General features: G+C 44.0%; 18 protein-coding genes. 6 read left to right on the top strand and 12 right to left on the bottom strand.

The genetic code is table 11. The annotated features are described in order from the left end of the window. Nucleotides 1-35: 35 nt before the first annotated feature. Entirely contained in the window at nucleotides 36-1160 is a 1125-nt protein-coding gene (ald, locus tag QV280_RS07925) for an alanine dehydrogenase (RefSeq protein ID WP_152819741.1), read from the top strand. A 6-nt stretch (nucleotides 1161-1166) separates the two neighbouring features. Here the strand turns inward: ald and QV280_RS07930 are convergent, their stop codons facing one another. Together QV280_RS07930 and cysB are read right to left on the bottom strand one after the other, a co-directional pair. After that, a complete protein-coding gene (locus QV280_RS07930) occupies nucleotides 1167-2357 on the bottom strand; it encodes a methyltransferase (protein WP_152819740.1) in 1191 nt (396 codons plus the stop codon). Nucleotides 2358-2407: 50 nt separating this feature from the next. Further along, nucleotides 2408-3382, bottom strand: coding sequence for an HTH-type transcriptional regulator CysB (gene cysB, locus QV280_RS07935; protein ID WP_023403590.1), 975 nt, complete (start codon nucleotides 3380-3382; stop codon nucleotides 2408-2410). Nucleotides 3383-3540: 158 nt separating this feature from the next. Between cysB and miaE the strand changes: the two genes are divergently transcribed. Further along, nucleotides 3541-4311 carry a tRNA isopentenyl-2-thiomethyl-A-37 hydroxylase MiaE gene (gene miaE / locus QV280_RS07940; RefSeq protein ID WP_152819739.1) on the top strand — a complete coding sequence of 257 codons (771 nt, stop codon included), beginning with the start codon at nucleotides 3541-3543 and terminating at the stop codon, nucleotides 4309-4311. A 77-nt stretch (nucleotides 4312-4388) separates the two neighbouring features. Here the strand turns inward: miaE and pyrF are convergent, their stop codons facing one another. The 6 genes from pyrF to cmk form a co-directional block, all read right to left on the bottom strand. After that, on the bottom strand, nucleotides 4389-5081 hold the full coding sequence (gene pyrF, locus QV280_RS07945; protein WP_152819738.1) for an orotidine-5'-phosphate decarboxylase: 693 nt from the start codon (nucleotides 5079-5081) through the stop codon (nucleotides 4389-4391). A gap of 93 nt (nucleotides 5082-5174) precedes the next feature. Further along, on the bottom strand, nucleotides 5175-6344 hold the full coding sequence (lapB, locus tag QV280_RS07950) for a lipopolysaccharide assembly protein LapB (RefSeq protein ID WP_023403587.1): 1170 nt from the start codon (nucleotides 6342-6344) through the stop codon (nucleotides 5175-5177). Between the two features lie 8 nt (nucleotides 6345-6352). Beyond that, on the bottom strand, nucleotides 6353-6658 hold the full coding sequence (locus QV280_RS07955) for a lipopolysaccharide assembly protein LapA domain-containing protein (RefSeq protein WP_023403586.1): 306 nt from the start codon (nucleotides 6656-6658) through the stop codon (nucleotides 6353-6355). Nucleotides 6659-6859: 201 nt separating this feature from the next. Next, entirely contained in the window at nucleotides 6860-7144 is a 285-nt protein-coding gene (gene ihfB, locus QV280_RS07960; RefSeq protein ID WP_152819737.1) for an integration host factor subunit beta, read from the bottom strand. Nucleotides 7145-7223: 79 nt separating this feature from the next. Next, nucleotides 7224-8894 (bottom strand): 30S ribosomal protein S1, encoded by a 1671-nt coding sequence (rpsA, locus tag QV280_RS07965; protein WP_021712674.1) that lies wholly within the window; start codon nucleotides 8892-8894, stop codon nucleotides 7224-7226. A gap of 121 nt (nucleotides 8895-9015) precedes the next feature. Beyond that, nucleotides 9016-9693 (bottom strand): (d)CMP kinase, encoded by a 678-nt coding sequence (gene cmk, locus QV280_RS07970; RefSeq protein WP_023403584.1) that lies wholly within the window; start codon nucleotides 9691-9693, stop codon nucleotides 9016-9018. Between the two features lie 570 nt (nucleotides 9694-10263). Between cmk and feoB the strand changes: the two genes are divergently transcribed. Then, nucleotides 10264-12534 (top strand): Fe(2+) transporter permease subunit FeoB, encoded by a 2271-nt coding sequence (gene feoB / locus QV280_RS07975; protein WP_152819948.1) that lies wholly within the window; start codon nucleotides 10264-10266, stop codon nucleotides 12532-12534. A 175-nt stretch (nucleotides 12535-12709) separates the two neighbouring features. Here the strand turns inward: feoB and sohB are convergent, their stop codons facing one another. After that, a complete protein-coding gene (gene sohB / locus QV280_RS07980) occupies nucleotides 12710-13768 on the bottom strand; it encodes a protease SohB (protein ID WP_152819736.1) in 1059 nt (352 codons plus the stop codon). An 88-nt stretch (nucleotides 13769-13856) separates the two neighbouring features. On the opposite strand from sohB, the gene QV280_RS07985 reads away from it, so the two are divergent. Together QV280_RS07985 and QV280_RS07990 are read left to right on the top strand one after the other, a co-directional pair. After that, on the top strand, nucleotides 13857-14597 hold the full coding sequence (locus QV280_RS07985; protein WP_367869524.1) for a YciK family oxidoreductase: 741 nt from the start codon (nucleotides 13857-13859) through the stop codon (nucleotides 14595-14597). Between the two features lie 94 nt (nucleotides 14598-14691). Beyond that, the gene (locus QV280_RS07990) at nucleotides 14692-15378 is read left to right on the top strand and encodes an SDR family oxidoreductase (protein WP_152819735.1); all 687 of its coding nucleotides are present in this window, start codon (nucleotides 14692-14694) and stop codon (nucleotides 15376-15378) included. 118 nt (nucleotides 15379-15496) lie between these two features. Here QV280_RS07990 and QV280_RS07995 read toward each other — a convergent pair whose 3' ends face one another. The 3 genes from QV280_RS07995 to QV280_RS08005 form a co-directional block, all read right to left on the bottom strand. Further along, nucleotides 15497-17449: a DNA topoisomerase III gene (locus QV280_RS07995; protein ID WP_152819734.1), complete on the bottom strand. Its 1953-nt coding sequence runs from the start codon at nucleotides 17447-17449 to the stop codon at nucleotides 15497-15499. Nucleotides 17450-17636: 187 nt separating this feature from the next. Beyond that, entirely contained in the window at nucleotides 17637-18185 is a 549-nt protein-coding gene (locus QV280_RS08000) for an NAD(P)H nitroreductase (protein WP_152819733.1), read from the bottom strand. A gap of 56 nt (nucleotides 18186-18241) precedes the next feature. Further along, nucleotides 18242-20245, bottom strand: a complete 2004-nt coding sequence (locus QV280_RS08005; protein WP_152819732.1) for an NADPH-dependent 2,4-dienoyl-CoA reductase — start codon at nucleotides 20243-20245, stop codon at nucleotides 18242-18244. A 301-nt stretch (nucleotides 20246-20546) separates the two neighbouring features. Here QV280_RS08005 and sppA point away from each other — a divergent pair, with 301 nt between their 5' ends. Next, nucleotides 20547-22406 carry a signal peptide peptidase SppA gene (gene sppA, locus QV280_RS08010; RefSeq protein ID WP_152819731.1) on the top strand — a complete coding sequence of 620 codons (1860 nt, stop codon included), beginning with the start codon at nucleotides 20547-20549 and terminating at the stop codon, nucleotides 22404-22406. Nucleotides 22407-22458: the final 52 nt, after the last annotated feature.

Below are 22458 nucleotides of genomic sequence, written 5' to 3' on the forward strand. Positions count from 1 at the left end.
CAGCTTATATAACTATAAAACAATAAGGAGTCAGGATGATCATTGGTATCCCTAAAGAGATCAAGAACCATGAATATCGTGTTGGTATGGTCCCAGACAGCGTAAGAGAAGTTACCTCTAACGGACACCGAGTTATAGTTGAAACACAAGCCGGCAGCGGCATCGGTTTCAGCGACGATGATTATATCGCAGCAGGTGCATCCATTCTTCCAACCGCAACGGAAATTTTTGCTCAAGCAGAGATGATCGTGAAGGTAAAAGAACCTCAAGCCATCGAGCGAGCAATGCTTCGCGAAGGGCAAATATTGTTTACTTATTTACACTTAGCTCCTGATTTTCCACAAACTGAGGAACTAATCAATAGCAAAGCGGTATGCATTGCTTATGAAACCGTGACCGACCACTTAAATCAGCTACCTCTTTTGGCTCCAATGTCAGAAGTCGCTGGCAGAATGTCTATTCAAGCAGGTGCGCAGGCTTTAGAAAAATCTAACGGCGGACGTGGATTATTATTAGGTGGAGTGCCCGGAGTTGAACCGGCAAAAGTCGTCGTCATTGGCGGCGGTGTTGTGGGATCAAACGCAGCTAGAATGGCGGTCGGTATGCGTGCTGACGTGACTATTTTAGATCGCAACATTCACACATTGCGCACATTAGATGAAGAATTTCAAGGGCGTGCTAAGCTGGTTTATTCCACCGAAGAAGCATTAAACCGTCACGTTCTTGACGCTGATTTAGTGATTGGTGCGGTACTTATACCCGGCGCAGCAGCGCCAAAGCTTGTAACAAAAAGACACATAAAATCTATGAAGCCGGGCGCGGCAATTGTGGATGTGGCTATCGATCAAGGCGGCTGTTTTGAAACTTCACACGCCACAACCCATGCTGATCCTATCTACATTGTCGACGATGTGGTTCACTATTGTGTGGCAAATATGCCGGGCGCAGTAGCAAGAACCTCTACTTATGCGCTAAATAACGCTACCTTGCCGTATATTCTTCGACTGGCGAATATGGGCTACAAAGAAGCCTTAACTCAAGATTCTGGCTTCTTAAACGGTTTAAACGTCATTCATGGCATGGTCACATGCAAGGAAGTGGCGGAGAATTTTAACCTTGAATACGTAGATCCGACCGAAGCTATCGCAAAAGTCCACTAATTCTGTTTATCTAGATAACACCGCGTGTATTAAAATATTACGCGGTGTTATTTTTTTATCGCAAAACTCGGTTAAGCCTACTTGATAGCCACGCTCTTCCAAAAAGAGTGCCTTGTCCAATATCAACCACATTTCTAACGGACGATGAAACGCCATTTGAATTAAACTGAGCTTTTCCATTCGCGCAAAACGTTGCTCGCCAAGAGTTTGATAGTGAATAAAATCGCACTTAGGTAATGCAAGCCCTTTTCGCTCAGCCGCCCATTGGCAAAACGCTTCAAAACCCAACTGCAATTGTGATTTTTTCACACTCGGGATCGGTTGATATTCTGCAAACCCCAACTCTTTACGTAGCAGTTCATCTAACCCCAATCGATAGCTCATTTCTAAGAAGCGATGTTTTAGCACTCGCTCCCCTCCGGTGACGGTCTCTTGCAGAGGAATACGCAGTTCGGTTTTTGACAACGCTAAATTCGATTGTTGACCCAAACTAGACAAAGGTTGATAACGGTCTGCTTGGATAAGGTGATAGCAACAAGGGGCAATCGATAGCGCAGGAAGCTGATATTGAGTGGCGTGCTGCATCAAAGAGACATGTAAGTCTCCGCAGGCATGCAAGGCCACTGCATGTTGATTAGAATTAAATACACTTTGATGATCGCAAGCAAAGGCATCGCCCTGCACAAAATGCACGGGTAACTGCTGTTTATCCGCGTCAAGTTGCCCTTGCTGACACAAAGACTCTTGCCATTCAAAACTGGTGACAGCTTGCTGGCTATGATGGGCCAATATTCGACCTAAAAAGCCTTTACCTGCACACCATTCAAGCCATTCGCTACCATGATGAGTCGCCAACGCCTGTGAGCCCATGGCGGTAATTTGCGACAGCTTTCGCCCGGGAATACCTGAGCTTAAATGCGAATCTAAAGTTAACGAACTCAGCGCACTTTTATCTAGCTGGCAAAACTGTGTCAGCTCTGTAAGCTGTGGCAAATATTCGGTTAATTGGCTTAATAAACTCGGGAGGTCTTGCTTAAAACCTTGCACATCAGACATGCTAAGGCCATCTAGCCATGTTCCAAGCTCGGTATGAGTAAAACGATGTTCTAATGTTTGACTGGCATGAAAAGGCTCAAAGCGCCAATAGTGTTGGTGCTCAAGCAATAGATGGTCAAGTTGTTTATATTGTGTGCGCATGCTTCCCCCTAGACGGCTATTCTAGAGGGAAGTCCGTCAATTAGGAATGATTAACGAATTGGAAGGTCGATATCTTTAAACATTTCAGAGACTTCATGATTGTTTTTCAATGAAATCGCTTGTTCAACCACAGGTCGAGTTAAGTGGGGCGCAAAACGCTCGACAAAATCAAACATGTAGCTTCTTAGGAAAGTACCGCGTCTAAAGCCAATGCTTGTGGTACTTGCACCAAAGATATGGCTAGCATCAATGGCAACCAGATCTTTATCTTGTTCTGCATCAATCGCCATGCTGGCAATTACTCCGACACCAATGCCCATACGTACATAGGTTTTGATGACATCCGCATCCGTTGCGGTAAATACGATTCTTGGCGTTAATCCTGCGGCGTTAAAGGCGGTATCTAACTCTGAGCGCCCAGTAAAACCAAACACGTAAGTCACTAGCTGGTAGGCGGCAAGGTCTTCAATCGTGACATGAGATTTAGACGCTAAAGGATGGTCACGAGTTACAACGATTGAACGGTTCCAGTGGTAGCACGGCAACATGATGGCGTCGTGATACAAATGCAGAGCTTCGGTGGCAATTGCAAAGTTGGCGGTGCCTTTGGCAATGGCTTGCGACATTTGTGATGGCGTACCTTGGTGCATGTTAAGAGACACTTTAGGGTAGCGAGTGGTAAAGCCTTTAATCACATCTGGAAGCGCATAACGAGCTTGAGTATGAGTAGTAGTGATGTTTAAAGTACCCATTTCTGGATGGGTATGCTCTGAGGCAACCGACTTAATGGATTCAACGCGCGATAAAATCTCACGTGAAATCTTGATGATTTCGCCACCAGCGGGAGTCACTTGAGTTAAATGTTTGCCGCTTCGCTCAAATACTTGAACACCCAGTTCATCTTCAAGCAATCTAACCTGTTTACTGATACCCGGCTGAGAGGTATAAAGACTTTCAGCAGTAGCGGATACGTTCAGGTTATGATTAACAACTTCTACTATGTATCTTAGTTGCTGTAGCTTCATATTATGCCTCGGACTCCTTTATATATAATGATTAGTTATAACGCTTTTTGTTTATATTGAATAGTAGTTTCGTAAATTATCATAAACAATTCGCCACTATAGACATACTAGATCAAATTTCTTAGGCTACACCTAGCTGTAATCACCTTGGATCTCACATGTATCAACAACTGCTTGCTCCTATTCATCAATTTCTCAACTGCGCCACTCCCACACAATGGATAGACGAAGCAAAAAAAACTGAGCGCTTACCGATTGTGCTGATTGATCATCTGTTATGTGAATTAAAAGCAGGTCAATCGGCGATGTTTTTAATTCGTAAATACGCGGCCAATAATGACAGTAAACAGCAGCTTCTGAATTGGTTTAAACCATACGAAGAGTTTGCATATAAAGGCGTTGGCGATCTGGCAAGTTTAAAAGGCAAAAGTAATATTTCAAAGGGGATAATTGCGCAGTCAGACTCTCCCTACAGCCAAGATCTTATCGATAAAATGGTATTGCTGATAAAAGAAGAGTTGCATCATTTTTATCAAGTATTGGAAATCATGGTCAGTCGAGGCATTGAATACCAACACGTGCCTGCCGGTCGTTACGCGAAAGGTCTACTGAAACACGTTCGCACTTATGAGCCGCAAACCTTAATTGATAAGCTGATTATCGGTGCTTTTATCGAAGCGCGTTCTTGTGAACGATTTGCTGCCCTCGCCCCTTATATGGATGAAGATATTCGCACTTTTTATATTTCGCTACTTCGTTCCGAGGCGCGTCATTATCAGGATTACTTGAGTTTAGCTGAACAAATTGCAGGGGAAGATATCAGTGAACGTACTGAATATTTTGCGAAAGTAGAAGCGCAGCTTATCAGTACTGATGACCATGAATTTAAATTTCATAGTGGCGTACCAGTTAATGAAGCGGTTTTATAAATCAGAACAATAAAGATGAAATGAGCATGCAGAGAAACTCTGCATGCTTAGTCTAGGTTTGTTCGCAGTGCTAGCAATTAAGCCAGAGTGGCATTAATTTGCGCTAGTACTTGCGCAGGATCAGCCGCTTGAGTAATTGGACGACCGATCACAAGGTAATCAGAACCGGCTTGGATAGCATCAACTGGAGTCATGATGCGTTTTTGATCGCCAACATCAGCGCCTGCAGGACGAATGCCCGGAGTCACCAATTTAAATTGTTTACCCAGTTCGGTTTTTAAGAAATTAGCTTCTTGAGCTGAACATACTACGCCGTCTAAACCACTATTTTTAGTCAGATTCGCTAAGCGCAATACTTGCTCAGCAGGCTCTACATTTAAGCCAATACCGGCTAAATCAGCTTGTTCCATACTGGTTAAAACAGTCACACCAATTAATAGCGGACGGTCTTTACCGTAAGGTTCTAAGATTTCGCGTGATGCTGTCATCATGCGCTCACCACCACTGGCGTGAACATTCACCATCCATACACCCATTTCAGCGGCCGCACGAACGGCTTTGGAACACGTGTTCGGAATATCGTGGAATTTAAGGTCTAGAAATACAGAAAAGCCTTTCTGATGGAGTTGTTTTACAAACTCAGGACCAAATAAAGTAAACATTTCTTTACCCACTTTAAGGCGGCAAGAAGCTGGGTCAATTCGGTCAATAAAGTTTAAAGCGTCGGTTTTGTTGTCATAGTCTAAGGCAACAATCACTTTTTGATCCATCGAAGGGTCTCCTAATTAGAGGGGGGGGCATAAAGAGTAAAGCGCGCCTATTCTAACCTCCTATCAAGCAGAATGTTAGATCTAGCAGTGCTTTTATTCTCCGTCTAAGCCACGAATAGGCTTGATGCTGCCCCAACTGCGACAAGAAGGACAGTGCCAATGTAGCGCGTGGGTCGAATAGCCACATTTACGGCATCGATGATGAGGTTTTACTTTTAGCTGCTCACCCACCATAGCTTGCAGATGAGTCAGGCTGTCTTTTGCGTTGCCCTCTTCAGCTTCTGATGCGTGATAACCAATAAGGCGATAAAAACCTTTCATGGTTGGGTTTTTGGTCAGCTGACGGGTTAATAAGGCTTGCGCGGCAACGCTCCCTTCATGTTGAGCAACAATTTGTGCCAACATCAATTCAACCGAGACACCTGCGTCTTTTTCCATGCACTTTCTTAAAAAGGAAAGTAAGTCAGACTCTAAACCTAAATGGTGATAACAGTCGGCAATATTTGGCAGCACTTCGCTAATATAATCGACGTCTTGCGCTAAAATCGCTTCTAGGTATCGAAGTGCTTTCGGGTACTCTTCGGTTTCCATATAAATGCGCCCCAAAGAGATATTGGCACGTACGCATTTAGCGTCTTCAGATAGTGCTTTTTTGAAATATTGAATGGTTTTACTGCGCTTGCCAAACGCCTTCTCGTGAATAGCCAGTTCACACCAATAATGCGAGATACTGGTACGCATTTTTTTACGTCCCATTTTCACCAACATACCGGCATAGTGGATGGCTTTATTCCACTCTTTGGTTTGTTGATAAATAGCCACTAGCTGTTGCAGTGCTGGCTCTTTATGATCGGGTTCATCCACTAGCTGCTCATAGATTTTCTCTGCCCGGTCTAAGAAACCGGACACCATATAATCTTTTGCTAGCTGTTGTAGCGCAATATTTTTTTGATCTATGGTCAGCTCGGTACGAGAGATCAAACTTTGGTGAATACGGATAGCCCTATCCACCTCGCCCCTTGAGCGAAATAAGTTACCTAAAGCTAAATGCGTATCAATGGTCTCGTCATCGACCTGTAATAGCTCGATAAAGTGGTCAACCGCTTTATCTGACTGTTCTGACAGCAGCAGGTTTAAACCATGAACGTATTGGCGTGAGATCTGATTGGAATGTCTCTGATTATCTTGACGTGCACTGCGCTGCCCCATGTACCACCCATAGGCTGCTGCAATTGGTAAGAGTAGAAACAGTAACTCAAGCATTTAACAGATTACTTATTTAACTTATTTGTCGCAGGGACAGGAGCAGTCGTCGTCGTTGCGGTCATTTGAGGAGTCAATTTTTTCAACTTACGATTTAGTTTTCTTACTTGAAGTCTAGATTTAAAAAGCATGCTACCGAAAATAACACCCGCAATGACAAAACCCACCACAAATACTACGCCAATCAAGGTTGACAGATGGAAGGTGCCTTCTGCTAATAAATAGTCAAAGGTGACAACTTCTTGATTTTGTGCGCCTAATGCTAAGGCAATCAGAAACAGAACCAACACTAACGCTATCTTCAAAATTTTCACTAGGATGACCCTTTTTTAAATCAATGTAATAGCTTTGATTATGCAGTAATTCGCCACTCTACACCATGTTAAATCAATAATTATCATCAACTTGAGTATCCAAAAATGAAATTTTTGACGTCAAATTTGCATCCAGTGAGCAAAGCTTAAAGAAAAAACGGCACTTCAAGAGTGAAGTGCCGTTTTATTTAATAGGTTTGACTATAAGCCATCATTTACACGTTCGCGTAATGCTTTTCCTGGTTTAAAGTGAGGAACAAATTTTCCGTCCAACTCAACTTGATCGCCTGTCTTAGGATTACGTCCCATACGTGGCTCACGATAATGAAGAGAAAAACTACCGAAACCGCGAATCTCGATTCGCTCACCCGTTTCTAGGGTGTCAGCCATATGTTCAATAATTTCTTTTACAGCATCTTCAATTTCTTTGGCAGATAAGTGTGTCTGCTCTGCACACAGTCTTTCTATCAACTCAGACTTAGTCATAGTTTCCCTCATTCACAAATCAAAAAAAGGGAGCCTTGTGGGCTCCCTCTTAGCGTCTAACTTTTAATTAAAAAAGTGATTATTCGCCTTTAGCAGCCTTGAATGCATCAGCCATAGCGTTACCGAAACCGCCGTCTTCAGCTTTGTTCAGTGAAGCCATTGCTTCTTGCTCTTCAGCTTGATCTTTAGCTTTGATAGATAGGTTGATTACGCGGTTCTTACGGTCTACACCGGTGAACTTAGCTTCAACGCTATCGCCAACGCTTAGGATTAGAGACGCATCTTCGATACGGTCACGAGATACTTCAGAAGCACGGATGTAACCTTCAACGCCGTCTACAAGTTCAATTGTAGCACCTTTTGCGTCAACTGCAGTTACAGTACCAGAAACTAGAGCACCTTTTTTGTTGTCAGCAACGTAGTTGTTGAACGGGTCGTTTTCCATTTGCTTAACGCCAAGAGAAATACGCTCACGCTCTGCATCTACTGCAAGAACAACTGCTGAGATTTCATCGCCTTTCTTGTATTCGCGTACTGCTTCTTCACCAGCAACGTTCCAAGAAATGTCAGATAGGTGTACTAGACCGTCAATGCCGCCTTCTAGACCGATAAAGATACCGAAGTCAGTGATAGACTTGATCTTACCAGTAACCTTGTCGCCTTTCGCTTGAATTTCAGCGAATGACTGCCAAGGGTTAGCTTTACATTGTTTTAGACCTAGAGAGATACGACGACGTTCTTCGTCAATCTCAAGAACCATAACCTCAACTTCGTCGCCTACGTTAACAACTTTAGAAGGGTGGATGTTCTTATTAGTCCAATCCATTTCAGAAACGTGTACTAGACCTTCAACGCCTTCTTCGATTTCTACGAAGCAGCCGTAATCAGTTAGGTTAGTAACGCGACCAGTCAGTTTGTGACCTTCTGGGTAACGCTTAGCGATTGCTACCCATGGATCTTCGCCAAGTTGTTTAAGACCTAGAGAAACACGAGTGCGCTCACGGTCAAACTTAAGAACTTTAACTAGGATCTCGTCACCAACGTTTACGATCTCAGATGGGTGCTTAACACGTTTCCAAGCCATATCAGTGATGTGAAGTAGGCCGTCTACGCCGCCAAGGTCAACGAATGCACCGTAGTCAGTAAGGTTCTTAACGATACCTTTAACTTCAGTACCTTCTTGTAGAGTCTCAAGAAGTTCGTCACGCTCAACACTGTTTTCAGATTCGATAACAGCACGACGAGAAACAACAACGTTGTTGCGCTTCTGGTCAAGCTTGATAACTTTGAACTCTAGCTCTTTGTTTTCTAGGTGAGCAGTGTCGCGGATAGGACGTACGTCTACTAGAGAACCAGGTAGGAAAGCACGGATACCGTTTAGTTCAACAGTGAAACCGCCTTTAACTTTACCGTTGATGATACCAACAACAGTTTCAGCTTCTTCGTAAGCTTTCTCAAGTACGATCCAAGCTTCGTGACGCTTAGCTTTCTCACGAGAAAGTTGAGTTTCACCGAAACCATCTTCAACAGCGTCAAGCGCTACGTCTACTTCAGAACCAACTTCAACTTCAAGTTCGCCAGCAGCGTTCTTGAATTGTTCAGCAGGGATAGCAGATTCAGACTTAAGGCCAGCGTCAACAAGAACGAAACCGTTCTCGATAGCTACTACAGTACCTTTAACGATGCTGCCTTGTTGGAATTCAGTTTCGTTTAGAAACTCTTCAAAGAGTTGAGCAAAAGATTCAGTCATTAATTTGATCTTCAATATTTAAACGTCCACGGGCATCCTGCCACGAGGGGTTGATAAATTCGCCGGTCATCATCCTTGCAACCAACGTACCTTAATGTCTCGATAGCCTAAATAAAGACGATCAAGACAACTTAGATTCTATAAATTTTAAGGCTTCCTCTACCACTTCTTCAATAGAAAGTTCAGTAGAATCAAGCACTAAAGCGTCATCCGCAGGACGTAAAGGTGCAACCGTTCGGTTACGATCTCGGTCGTCGCGCTCTTGGATCTCGCTCAAAAGGTGGTCAATACTAACCTCTAAGCCCTTACCTTGCAACTGATTAAAGCGTCTTTGGGCACGCTCTTGCGCGCTCGCATCAAGGAAAATCTTAGCCACGGCGCTTGGAAAAACCACGGTTCCCATGTCACGGCCATCAGCCACTAAGCCAGGCTCGGTTTGAAAAGCGCGTTGACGACGCAATAATGCTTCTCGAACGCGAGGCAGTGCCGCCACTTTAGAGGCCGCCATTCCGGTCTCTTCTTTTCTGAGTTCACCGGAAACATCTTCACCTTCTAACACTACCTGCACCAGATCGCCTTGGGCGATAAACTGTACGTCTAAATGCGTCGCAAGTGGTACTAAAGCGTCTTCAGATTCCATATCCACACCGTGGTGAATCGCCGCTAGAGCCAGAACACGATAAATTGCACCAGAATCAAGCAACTGGAAGCCTAACTTTTCAGCCAACATCATACATAAAGTGCCTTTACCTGCCCCACTTGGGCCGTCTACGGTAATGACAGGAGAAAGAGAAGACATAATTACTCCAGATGTTTCTTGTGATTGTGGGTCTTTGCCCGTGTACCTCTCTATCGAGAGCGCGCATATTATAGTGGTTATTAGGCGGTGGTGCGAGGAAAGTTTGTCAAAGATTAGCAAGCAAATTAGCGTGATACCGCTCGCCCGTGACCGCATGCCTGATTTATACGCTACTTAACGACAATGATGGGATGATGATGAATTCGTAAATGCATTTTTCTAAGTTGCATAAACAACAACCCATGAACTCTTGGCTCCAAAGAGACTGTCTACCCACACACATCCAACCTATAAACGAAACCGTAAAAGAGAGTGATTATCATTTACCGTATGTAAGTTCCCACTTTTCCCTTTGAAATAAAGCATTTTTGCCTTCCATCATGATGTATTTTCATTAACCTTACCCCTCGCAATGCTAATGAAAACAATTGGCATTTAACCTCAAAAAAAGAACAACTTAAGTTTAGGGCAAGATAGCAAAGTCAAACATATACAACGCATTTCTTAATCCATTTATTGTTTGGCAATGATCTCTTCTAATACAAATCACATATCTATCGAGGTAGCATGATGGAATATTCAATCCTCACTGTTGGTAACCCTAATAGCGGGAAAACCACGTTATTCAATGCTTTTACTGGCGCGAATCAAAGAGTCGGTAACTGGGCGGGGGTGACTGTTGAGAAGAAAACGGGGCGCTATGAATTAGCCGGTGATCAGTTCGTTTTAACCGATTTACCCGGGATTTATTCACTAGATAGCGGTAATGATGTTAATAGTGTCGACGAAATGATTGCCTCTAGTGCGGTTCTTTCTACTCCAGCCGATATTATTATCAATGTTATCGATGCAACCTGTCTTGAACGTAGTTTATATATGACGATGCAACTGCGTGAGCTTGGTCGCCCTATGGTGGTCATACTAAACAAGATGGATTCGGTTGAAAAAGAAAAACGTAAGATCAACCTTAAGGGGCTTTCTAAAGCGATTGGCTGTCCGGTATTAGCCGTTAGTGCAACTAATCAGCATGAAGTAAATACTCTTAAGACTGATTTACATCACATGCTCGCGCAAGGTGTTCACACTCAACCATTAGCTTTAGAGTACGGAGAAGAGCTGCAGTCTTATATCCAAGATATTTCTAGCTTATTCGATTATGACTTAGTTTCGCCACGCGCTATTGCGATACGTGCTTTGGAACAAGATCAATTAATTTTGAAGAATTCCTCTTCTGTCGCGCAACAGAAAATCAAACAAATACACAGCACTAGCCGCTTAGATATTGAAATGCTGATTGCGGATGTAAAATATTCTTTTGTGCATGAAATCACCAAGGTCAATTGTCATCAAGTAGGCCGATTAAGCCGCAGTATCAGTGAAAAGATTGATGCCGTCGTTCTTAACCGTTGGTTAGGCGTACCTATCTTCTTCGGTGTGATGTACCTAATGTTCATGTTCTCGATTAATGTTGGCAGTGCATTCCAAGACTTTTTCGACATTGCATTTAGCGCTGTATTAGTGAATGGCGCACATTATCTGTTAGATGGTAATTTACCTGCATGGTTAGTGACTATCGTTGCCAATGGTATTGGTGGTGGTATTCAACTGGTTGCCACCTTTATACCTGTTATTGGTGGGTTATATCTATTTCTAACCCTTCTTGAAGGTTCTGGCTATATCTCGCGCGCCGCCTTTATTTTAGATAAAGTCATGTTGAAAGTAGGTCTACCGGGCAAAGCCTTTGTTCCGTTGGTACTTGGGTTTGGGTGTAACGTGCCCGCGATTATGGCAAGCCGTACGCTAGATCAAGAAAGAGAGCGTCGTCTTGCGGCATCTATGGCGCCATTCATGTCTTGTGGTGCTCGTTTACCTGTATACGCCTTGTTTGCCGCAGCATTCTTTCCAAGCTCTGGACAAAATATTGTCTTTATCCTTTATTTCTTAGGTATTGTGGCGGCAATATTTACTGGTTTGATCCTGAAATACACTATTTATCCGGGGAATAACGACAGTTTCATCATGGAAATGACGGACTACGAGATCCCGCAAATTAAAAACGTATTGATAAAAACTTGGCACAAATTAAAACGCTTTGTGTTTGGTGCGGGTAGAACCATTGTCGTGGTCGCCGCTATTTTAAGTTTTGTTAACTCAATCGGTGTTGATGGCACTTTTGGGAATCAGGACAGTAATAACTCTGTATTGTCAAAAGCGGCAGAATGGGTGACGCCAGTATTTGAACCTATGGGTATCGAACAAGACAACTGGCCTGCCACCGTTGGTATTGTGACGGGTATTTTTGCGAAAGAAACCGTTGTTGGCTCGTTAAATAGTCTCTATACCACACCGACAGATGACAACGCTGAATATGACCTATTTGGCAGTTTAAAAGACGCCGTAATGTCTATCCCTGAAAATCTAGCCGGCATCAACCCAGCCGACCCATTTAACCTTCAAGTAGGTGATGTCAATGACACGGCCGCGGCGGCAGAAGAGCAAGATGTGGATGTGTCAATATTTAGCAATCTTCGTCATAGATTTGGCTCTGCCGATTCTGCGTTTGCTTACTTGATTTTTATTCTGCTCTATACGCCTTGTGTGGTGGCTATCGGCGCTTATGTGCGTGAATATGGCGCTAAGTTTGCTCAATTTATTGCGATTTGGACATTTAGCTTAGCCTACTTAAGTGCGGTGCTTTATAAACAAATCACCAGCTTTAACCAACACCCTGCATACAGCAGTAGTTGGATAGCCGTGATTCTAATTATTGGTTTGGCAACTTTCTTTGGCTTGAAGTGGAAAGCAAGCAAAGACGAAAGTTTAAACATCGAAGCTATATAATCAGACCGTATAATCAGGCTATATAAACTGAGATAAGCGAAAACTCCCCTAGCCAAACAAACTAGGGGAAAAACTTAAAACGCTGCATATAAAAGGGCTCTAGATGTCACCATCTAGAGCCCTACGTTTATTTTAAAGCCAGCTTGTGTACTAACTGGTAGTTAATAAAAGAGACTTACAGAATCGGTCTTTGACCGCGCTGAACCCACTTCAACAATACAGAATCGGTCGCTTCGGCCGCCGCTTTACCAAACTTGTCAGCCAGTTTCTTTTTCTGCACGTAATGAACGGCAAGTACCGTTTTGTCTTTACACGCTTCTACTACTAAATCATCCGAGGTTTGTACTTTATCAATCAAGCCAAGATCAAGGGCTTGAGAGCCATACCAGTGCTCACCTGTTGATACTTTTTCAAGCTCAAGTTCAGGGCGACGTTCACGAATGAAATCTTTAAACAATACGTGAGTCTCTTCCAATTCTTGTTTGAATTTCTCACGCGCTTTATCGGTATTCTCGCCAAACATGGTTAATGTGCGTTTGTATTCACCCGCAGTCATTTGTTCAAATTCAATGTTGCTCTTTTTCAACAATTTATTGAAGTTAGGAATTTGCGCAATAACACCAATAGAACCGACAATCGCAAACGGTGCGCCGACAATTTTATCTGCCACACACGCCATCATATAGCCGCCACTCGCTGCCACTTTATCCACTGAAATAGTCAAAGGAATGTTGGCCGCTTTAATGCGATCTAATTGAGAGGCAGCTAGGCCATAGCCATGCACCATGCCGCCGCCAGATTCAAGGCGAACCAGCACTTCATCACCTTCACGGGCACAGGCTAAAATTGCGGTGATCTCTTCACGCAGATTGGTGACTTCTTTAGCATCAATACTGCCAATAAAGTCTAAAACAAACAGATGTGGCTTACGTATTGAGTCCAACTCTCCACCTTTTACCGCTTCTTTTATCTCTTTTTCACGCGCTTTTTCTTCTTCTTTACGCTGTTTCTTGGTTGCTTTATCACGAGCTTTTAAAAAGGCTTCATCATGTAGATGATGTTCCATTAACTCAATGTTTTGCTCGTGACGTTCAGACAAATTAGTCACTTCCAGTGAACCTTTACTGCCGCCTTTGCTTGAGGTGGATTTAGCAATCAGCAAAATCGCGATAATAGCCGCGACAAACGTAACAATTTTAGCCAAAAACAGGCCGTAATCTAACAAAAATTCCAATGTCTTGTCCCTGAAGATAAATATTGTTGTATTGTAACTCTCTATTCATTTTCGTTAAATCAAAACCGCATACAAAAGGACTCAGATTGTGGATTACGCAGTTGCAACTGACGCTTTAAAAAACAAAATTATTCTCGTGACAGGCGCAGGTGACGGCATAGGTAAACAAGCCGCTCTTACTTACGCAGAACATGGCGCTACCGTGATTCTATTGGGGCGCACCGTCAACAAGCTTGAACAAACTTACGATGACATCGTTAACGCTGGCTACCCAGAACCTGCCATTATCCCATTGGATATGCAGGGGGCGAGCAAACAACACTATGTGGATATGGCAGAAACCATCGAAGGGCAATATGGCAAGCTCGATGGACTGCTACATAATGCTGGCGTACTTGGCATGATAAGCCCATTTGATCAAATTGAAGAAAGTACCTTTGATGAAGTGATGCAAATCAATGTCAAAGCGCAATTTATGATGACTCAAGCCTTATTGCCTTTGATTAAAAAAGCCGAGTTTGGACGTATTGTATTTACCTCATCCACTGTCGGCCATATCGGACGTGCACTATGGGGCAGTTATGCCATTTCTAAGTTTGCTACCGAAGGCATGATGCAAGTGCTGTCTGATGAATTAAGCAACTCTAACGTGCGTGTGAATGCCATCAACCCCGGCGCAACTCGCACCTCAATGCGTGCAGGCGCTTACCCTGCTGAAGACGCATCTAAACTCAAAACCCCTTTAGATATCATGCCCCTTTATTTGTATTTAATGAGCGAGCAATCACAAGATATTAGCGGTTTGTGTGTGGACGCTCAGCCGAAGTAGCCACTCACTACGATGAGATAGCCTCCGCTTGTTTGGCGGCGCTATCTCAATTTATAAAAAGTATAAAAAGGAACCAAAGCGTACAGGAGGCATTATGCGCACAGTGTTAATTACGGGAGCCAATCGTGGCATCGGGCTTGGACTGACTATCCATTACTTGAAAATGGGCGTGAACGTTGTCGCCACCTACCGCACCCAAGCCACCAGCGAAGCACTACTCTCCCTTTGTGAAACCTATGAAAACTTGCGAGTCAGACAACTTGATGTCACAGATTATGCGGCAGTAGCCTTATTTGTGAATCAGTTTGAAAAGTTGGATCTGTTGATCAACAACGCGGGATACTATGGCCCGAAAGGCAGCAGTTTTGGCAATATAGACGTAGAAGAGTGGCGTAAAGTGTTTGAAATCAATTCCATTGCGCCGCTTAAATTAGTCGAAGCGCTCTACCCTGTTCTTCAAAAAAGTACCGAAAAACGCATCGCTATTTTATCCTCTCGCGTTGGCAGCATGGCTGAAAACACCTCTGGCGGTGGATACATTTATCGCTCTTCAAAAGCGGCGGTCAATTCGGTGGTAAAAAGCCTGCACAACGATCTTAACTCGCAGGATTTTACTGTGCTAGCTTTGCATCCGGGCTGGGTAAGAACGCAAATGGGCGGGCCTAATGCACTGATTGACGTTGCAGAATCGGTACAAGGGTTGGTCAATGTTATCGAACACTCGACAACAGAGCAATCCGGTGGCTTTTTCAATTACGATGGCAAGCATATTGCTTGGTAGAAATATACGTTTGGTAAAAGCTTATCTTATTGGCTAACCATTGATACGTTGTAACGCTCAAATTAAATAGCGAAAACCGCTATTGTTGAAAAGCATTATCGTTGAAAAGCACTAACGCTTAGCGTTTAGGCGTCGATTTAGCCGGTGTTTTCTTACGGCTCACTCGGCGCTTTTTATATGCGGGTTTCTTCACCTCTGGCAATGAACGTAACGAATCAGGAACTGGACCTGTTTTTGCGGTATCCATTAACTGCGCCAATTGTTGCTGTAATTGAGTAATAAAAGGCTGATACGCCTGTTTTTTCTCTGCCATATCTTGCAACTGTTTTTCCCAATGCGCAGTAAGATCTGGATAGGTCGATAAATCTGGCAGAGCTTCAACCAGCCCTTTTCCGGCAGGCGTACTCAGCACAGATTTACCACTGCGCATCAACAATGCTCGTTTAAACAAAGTATCTAATATGCCAGCGCGAGTGGCTTCCGTACCAATGCCGTCGGTTTCTCGCAGAATCTTTTTCAGCGAACTGTCTTGTACAAAACGTCCAATGCCAGTCATCGCTTGTAGCAATGTCGCTTCGGTAAAATGTTTTGGCGGCTCAGTTTGCTTACTTTTGATTTCACCTTCTCGGCAAGTCAATTGCTGCCCTTTTTCTAGCGCAGGCACCAGTGGCGCTTGCGACTCTTTATTGGCGCTGTCTTTTCTAGCCGGAAAAAGTACTTTCCAACCGGGTAGCAATAACTGACGACCAGAAGCGGTAAACTTGCCCCCTAAAATATCAAACTCTAATTTAGATTCGGCATATTCTGCGGGCGGATAAAACTGCATTAAATACTGAGTGGCGATAAGTTGATAAACTTTTGCTTCTTGCGCAGGAAGATTATTGGCTTTTTTTGGCGTAGGGATAATCGCGTGGTGGGCATCCACTTTAGCATCGTTCCACGCTTTTGAGCGCAATGATAAATCGGCGTTCGCCACCGCCGTTTGTTGATCTGTTGTATTGGCTAAAATTGCATCACAAACCGATCTCGCCTCTTTAAAATGCTCTTTCGGTAAATAACGACAATCTGAACGAGGATACGTGATCACTTTATATTTTTCATAGAGCGACTGACACAAATCCAATACCTGCTGCGCACTCATGTTATAGCGCTTAGAGGCATCTATCTGTAAAGCACTCAGCGAATACGGTAATGGTGGCGCTTGCTTAGTTTTTTTCTGCTCCGATTTGACCACAATCGCAGGCTGACCTTTGATGCGATTGGCAACATTTTCCACCAATGGCAAACTCAAAACCCGTCCATCTTCATCAAGCCATTTTTCACAGGCTTCGCTAGGCACCCATTTAGCTCGAATATCAAAAGCTTGATTACCGTCTTGATACGGGATTAATGCATCTAAGGTGAAATAGTCTCGCGGCACAAAGTTTTCGATTTCGCGGTCTCGACGCACCACCAGACCTAATACTGGGGTTTGTACTCTTCCTACTGACAGCACGCCGTTGTAGCCGGCTTTTTTTCCAAGCAATGTATAGGCGCGGGACATGTTCATGCCATACAACCAATCAGCGCGAGAGCGCGCCAACGCAGACACAGACAGAGGTACAAATTCACGATTACTGCGCATATTCGTCAGCGAACGTTTTACCGCCGCCAAGTTTAAGTCACTAATGAGTAATCGCTGCGCGGACTCTTTTTTGGTTTTGCTGACCTTACAATAATCGAACACCTCATCCACCAGCAATTGCCCTTCTCGGTCGGGATCGCCTGCGTTGACTATCTGTTGTGACGATTTAAGTAGCTTTTTTACCACCGCCAATTGTTTGGCGGCACTTTTGCGAGGTCTGAGTTGCCACTGCTCAGGAATAATCGGCAGATCCGCCAGATCCCAACGTTTATATTTAGGATCGTACACATCGGGCTCGACTTGCTCTAGTAGATGTCCAATACACCAAGTCACTATGTCGCCATTGCCACATTCGATATAACCTTGACCGTTTTTATGTGGTCTAGGCAGTGCACTGGCGATAGCGCGACCTAAGCTGGGTTTCTCTGCTACAAAAAGTCGAGTCATAGAGGGGGAACTAAGTTGAAATAAGTACTGGATAAATATACATAGCCAGTACTTTAAGTGCAAGAATGATTAAAGCATTATCTTGCTACTTGCCTCATTTCAATTAGGAAAATTCAAATAAGGTAAGAGAAAGTGAGCCCGATAAAAAATAATAAGTTATGACGGCAATGACTATTTGCGATCAGAACTATAAATATTCTACAAATTGATCAAGCTCGCGTATCGGCGCTTTTGCTTCCACACAATCGGCTGTACCTAGATATAAGAAACCAACGATTTTATCTTTGCCTTGTAAACCCAGCGCACTGGCGACATTGTCGTCAAACATCCAAGTGCCTGAGCGCCAAAAGCCTTGAAAACCCTGTGCGACGGCGGCCATTTGCATGGCTTGTGCGGCGCAACCTGCCGACAAGTATTGTTCAAATTCAGGGACTTTTGGATGTGGTTTGGTTTTGGCAATCACAGTGATCACCATTGGCGCGCGAAACGGAGCGTTAGACAGTTTTTCAATAACGCTCGGCTCAGCATTAGATTTATGCGCGGCTGACACCAAAATATCCGCCAGTTTTCGTAAGCCTTCACCTTGTGAAATCACAAAACGCCACGGCGTTAACCCGCCGTGATCCGGCGCTCTAAGTCCCGCTCTTAAAATATTATCCAGCGCTTCACCACTAGGCGCTGGCGTTGATAGTTTTGCTATTGAGCGGCGATTTAATAAAAGATCCAGTGCGTCCATGTCATTCATTCCACAGTTAAATTTTAACACTCAAACAGTGTAACATCTAAATGAGACTAGATCTTAATTGCAATTTCAAAGCCTTGACGAATCGCACGCACTGCATCCAACTCTCCGGCATGCTCAGCGCCGCCAATAACGTGCACATGCTCTTCCCTTTCGGACCAATGCTCCTCAAAAGGGCGCACCGATTCTTGACCTGCACAGACCACCACACTATCGGCATCGAGCAGTTGTTGTTCGCCTTTTACTGAGATATGCAAACCATCATCATCCCACTTTTGATACCCCACTCCGCCAAGCAAATGCACACCACGTTTTTTCAATGTTGCTCGGTGTACCCAACCTGTGGTTTTTCCGGGACCTTTGCCTACTGTGCCTTCTTTACGTTGCAGCAGCCATACTTCTGTTTTGGAATGGATTTCGGGAAATGGGTATAGACCACCTGCATGATTATATTCTTGGTCTATGCCCCACTCATGCATCCACTCTTGCAGTGAGAAACGGCTTGGCTCAGTGAGCATAGTGGCAACATCAATGCCGACACCACCCGCGCCAATTACCGCAACTTTGTTCCCTAAATAACTTTTGTCACGAATGAGGGTTTGGTAGTCATACACTTTGCTGCTTTCGGATAAACCGTCAATATTAACCTGACGAGGCTTAACCCCTGTTGCCATGATGATTTCATCGTATTCTTTCAACACTTGCGCTGTGGCTTCGGTATTAAGCTCTAGATTGACACCGTACTTGTCCAATTGATTAGCAAAATAACGAATGGTTTCTCGAAACTCTTCCTTCCCCGGAATTTGCATCGCCAGTCTAAATTGTCCGCCAATACGGTCACTTTTCTCTATCAAATGCACCTTATGCCCGCGCTTGGCGCAATATAAGGCCGCGCTAAGCCCTGCAGGACCAGCACCGACCACTGCAACTCGCTTGCGCAAGGTGGCTTTAACAATCGGCATTTCTGTTTCGTAGCAGGCTCTTGGGTTGACCATGCAACTGGCACGTTTCCCCTTAAAGGCATTATCAAGACAGGCTTGATTGCATCCTATACAGGTATTAATTAATTCAGGTTCATTGTTTTGCGCTTTGAGCACAAATTCAGGATCGGCCAAAAATGGACGCGCCATCGATACCATATCCGCAGCGCCTTGTGCGATAATCTGTTCGGCTTGATCTGGGCTGTTAATACGGTTGGTTGCAATCACAGGAATAGAAACGTGCGGTTTGATCTTATTGGTCACCCAAGTAAAGGCGCCTCTTGGCACTGATGTGACGATAGTAGGCACTCGCGCTTCATGCCAACCAATACCAGTATTAATAATAGTTACGCCTGCAGATTCCAGCTCCTTGGCCAGCAAAATTACATCATCGAGTGTGCTGCCCTCTTCCACTAAATCAAGCATCGACAAGCGAAAGATAATAATAAAATCTTCACCGGCAGAGCGGCGAATCGCCTTCACGATTTCAAGAGGAAAACGCATTCGGTTTTGATAACAACCGCCCCACTCATCATCACGCTGATTGGTGCGTTTACAGATGAACTGATTGATTAAATATCCTTCCGATCCCATCACTTCAACGCCGTCATAACCTGCTTCTTTGGCCAGAGCCGCGCTATTGGCATAATCTTCGATGGTGTTTTTGACCTGACGAGAGCTCATTTCACTAGGAGCAAACTTAGCGATGGGCGCTTTGGCAGGGGTCGAGCTTTGCGCTAAAGGATGATAGCCATAACGACCTGCGTGCAATAGTTGCAAGGCAATTTTGCCTTGATGACGATGCACAGCCTCGGTAATCACTTTGTGTGCTTGTGCGTGTTTGGCACGACTAAATTGCGCGGCTGTTGGGTACAAACGTCCACGTAAGTTGGGCGAGAAGCCCCCAGTGACAATAATACCCACCCCGCCTTTGGCGCGCTCTTCATAAAAAGCGGCTAACTTTTGTAGCCCTTTAACACTATCCTCAAGCCCTGTGTGCATTGAGCCCATCAATACTCGGTTTTTTAATTGTGTAAACCCTAGATCAAGAGGTTGAAGAAGGTTTGGGTACATAGCATCCCCTATTGGCTTTTTATAGTCTGGTCTGACCACGATAAGACGCAATTATCAATATGGCAAATATAATTTTACATTTCGATAACAAAAATCAGGATAAGTCACAATCTTGAGAAGTATTTATCATAAATGAAAACCCTGAATTCATTCCGCAACAAGCCCATTGTAGGTCTATGATTTTATTTGACTCTTTTGCATAATTAACGTTCGGTAATTTGTGATCAGCGCAATTATCACTTAGCATTAATAATCATCCCCCCTAACTCTCTGATTATTGAAGGATCAGGCGGAGAATATAATGAAAACACTGTTTCGCTTTATAGGTAAGATCATAAAAGGAATTTGGAAGATAATTACCTTTACGCGCCTTGCCCTAGCAAACCTTCTATTTATCGTTGCTATTGCGGTTATCTATTTTAGTTTTTCTCAAGTAGAGACCAAAGACCAAGCTGCTGTAGCGGATAAAGAACCGAAAGCACTGGTACTGAACCTTTCTGGAAAAATTGTTGAAGGCCGCAGTTTCGTCAACCCAATGGACTCTCTTACCGGCTCTTTACTTGGCAAAGACATGCCTCAAGAAAATGTCTTATATGACATTCGAGAAACCATACGCCATGCCGCCAGTGACAGTAATGTTTCAGGTTTAGTGCTTAGCCTTAAACGCATGCCAGAAACCAATTTGACTAAGCTGCGCTATATCGCCAAAGCGCTCAATGAATTCAAATCCAGTGGTAAGCCTATTTATGCCATCGGCGATTTTTATAATCAAAGCCAATACTACCTAGCCAGCTATGCGGATAAGATTTATCTTTCTCCCGATGGCGGCGTATTGCTAAAAGGCTACAGTTCATACACTTTGTATTACAAAACCTTACTCGATAATCTCGATGTGAATACGCATGTATTTAAAGTTGGTACTTACAAATCCGCGGTAGAACCTTTTACTCGCAACAATATGTCTAAACCTGCCAAAGAAGCAGCAAGCGTCTGGTTGGGTCAACTGTGGGGAGCTTATGTCGAAGATGTAGCACGTAACCGCCATATTGATAAAGCCACTCTAAACCCGAGTATGGATGAATTTTTAAGTGAATTTGAACAAGCTAAGGGCGATCTTGCTCAACTAGCGATAAAACTGAACATGGTGGATGAATTAGCCACACGTCAACAAGCCCGCACAGCTATGATTGACGCATTCGGTGGTGATGAAGAAAAAGGTTTCAAAGCCGTTGACTACTACACCTACAAAGATCAAATCACTAAACCTGCTGTTCAATCCGATAACGAAATTGCCGTCGTTGTTGCCAGTGGCGCAATTATGGACGGTAAGCAACAAGGTAGCTCAATTGGCGGCGACACCACTGCTGCCCTAATTCGTAAAGCGCGCCTTGACGATAAGGTAAAAGCATTAGTCCTGCGAGTGGACAGTCCTGGGGGCAGTGCATTTGCTTCAGAAGTGATTCGTAACGAAATTGTGGCCTTTAAAGCGACCAATAGACCTGTTGTGGTATCTATGTCTAGCCTTGCCGCTTCTGGTGGTTACTGGATTTCAATGTCGGCTGATGAGATTTTAGCCCAGCCAACCACGCTAACAGGCTCAATTGGTATCTTTAGCGTTATCACTACCTTTGAAAAAGGGCTAAATAAATACGGCGTCTACAGTGATGGTCTAGGTACTTCCCCACTCTCAGGTGTTGGCCTTACCTCTGGCTTAAATGAAGGAGCTAAACGCGCTATGCAGTTAGGCATCGAAAATGGCTACCGCCGCTTTACAGGACTTGTAGCAGAAAACCGTCATCTTGATCCAAAAGCGGTTGAAAGCATTGCTGAAGGTCGAGTATGGACAGGTCAAGACGCTGTTGAACGAGGATTGGTGGATTCAATTGGTGATTTTGATGACGCAATTGTTCGCGCCGCAAGTCTAGCTAAAATTGATAGCTACTCGCTTAACTGGCTACAAAAATCGTTAACGCCAGCTCAGCAGTTCTTGCAAGACTTTAGCAAACGCATCTCTGTGTCTCTTGGAGTGGACATTAATACTTGGTTGCCAAGCTCATTAGTGCCATTGGCAAGCAAAGTACAACAAGACCTCAGTTTGATGAGTGAGTTTAACGATCCGAAAGGCTATTACACTTTGTGTTTACCTTGTCAGGTTGAGTAAACGCAAATAATCTGAATTTAAGCCCAGCCTCGCTGGGCTTTTTTATTTTTAT

Source organism: Vibrio sp. B1Z05 (genome assembly GCF_052955985.1).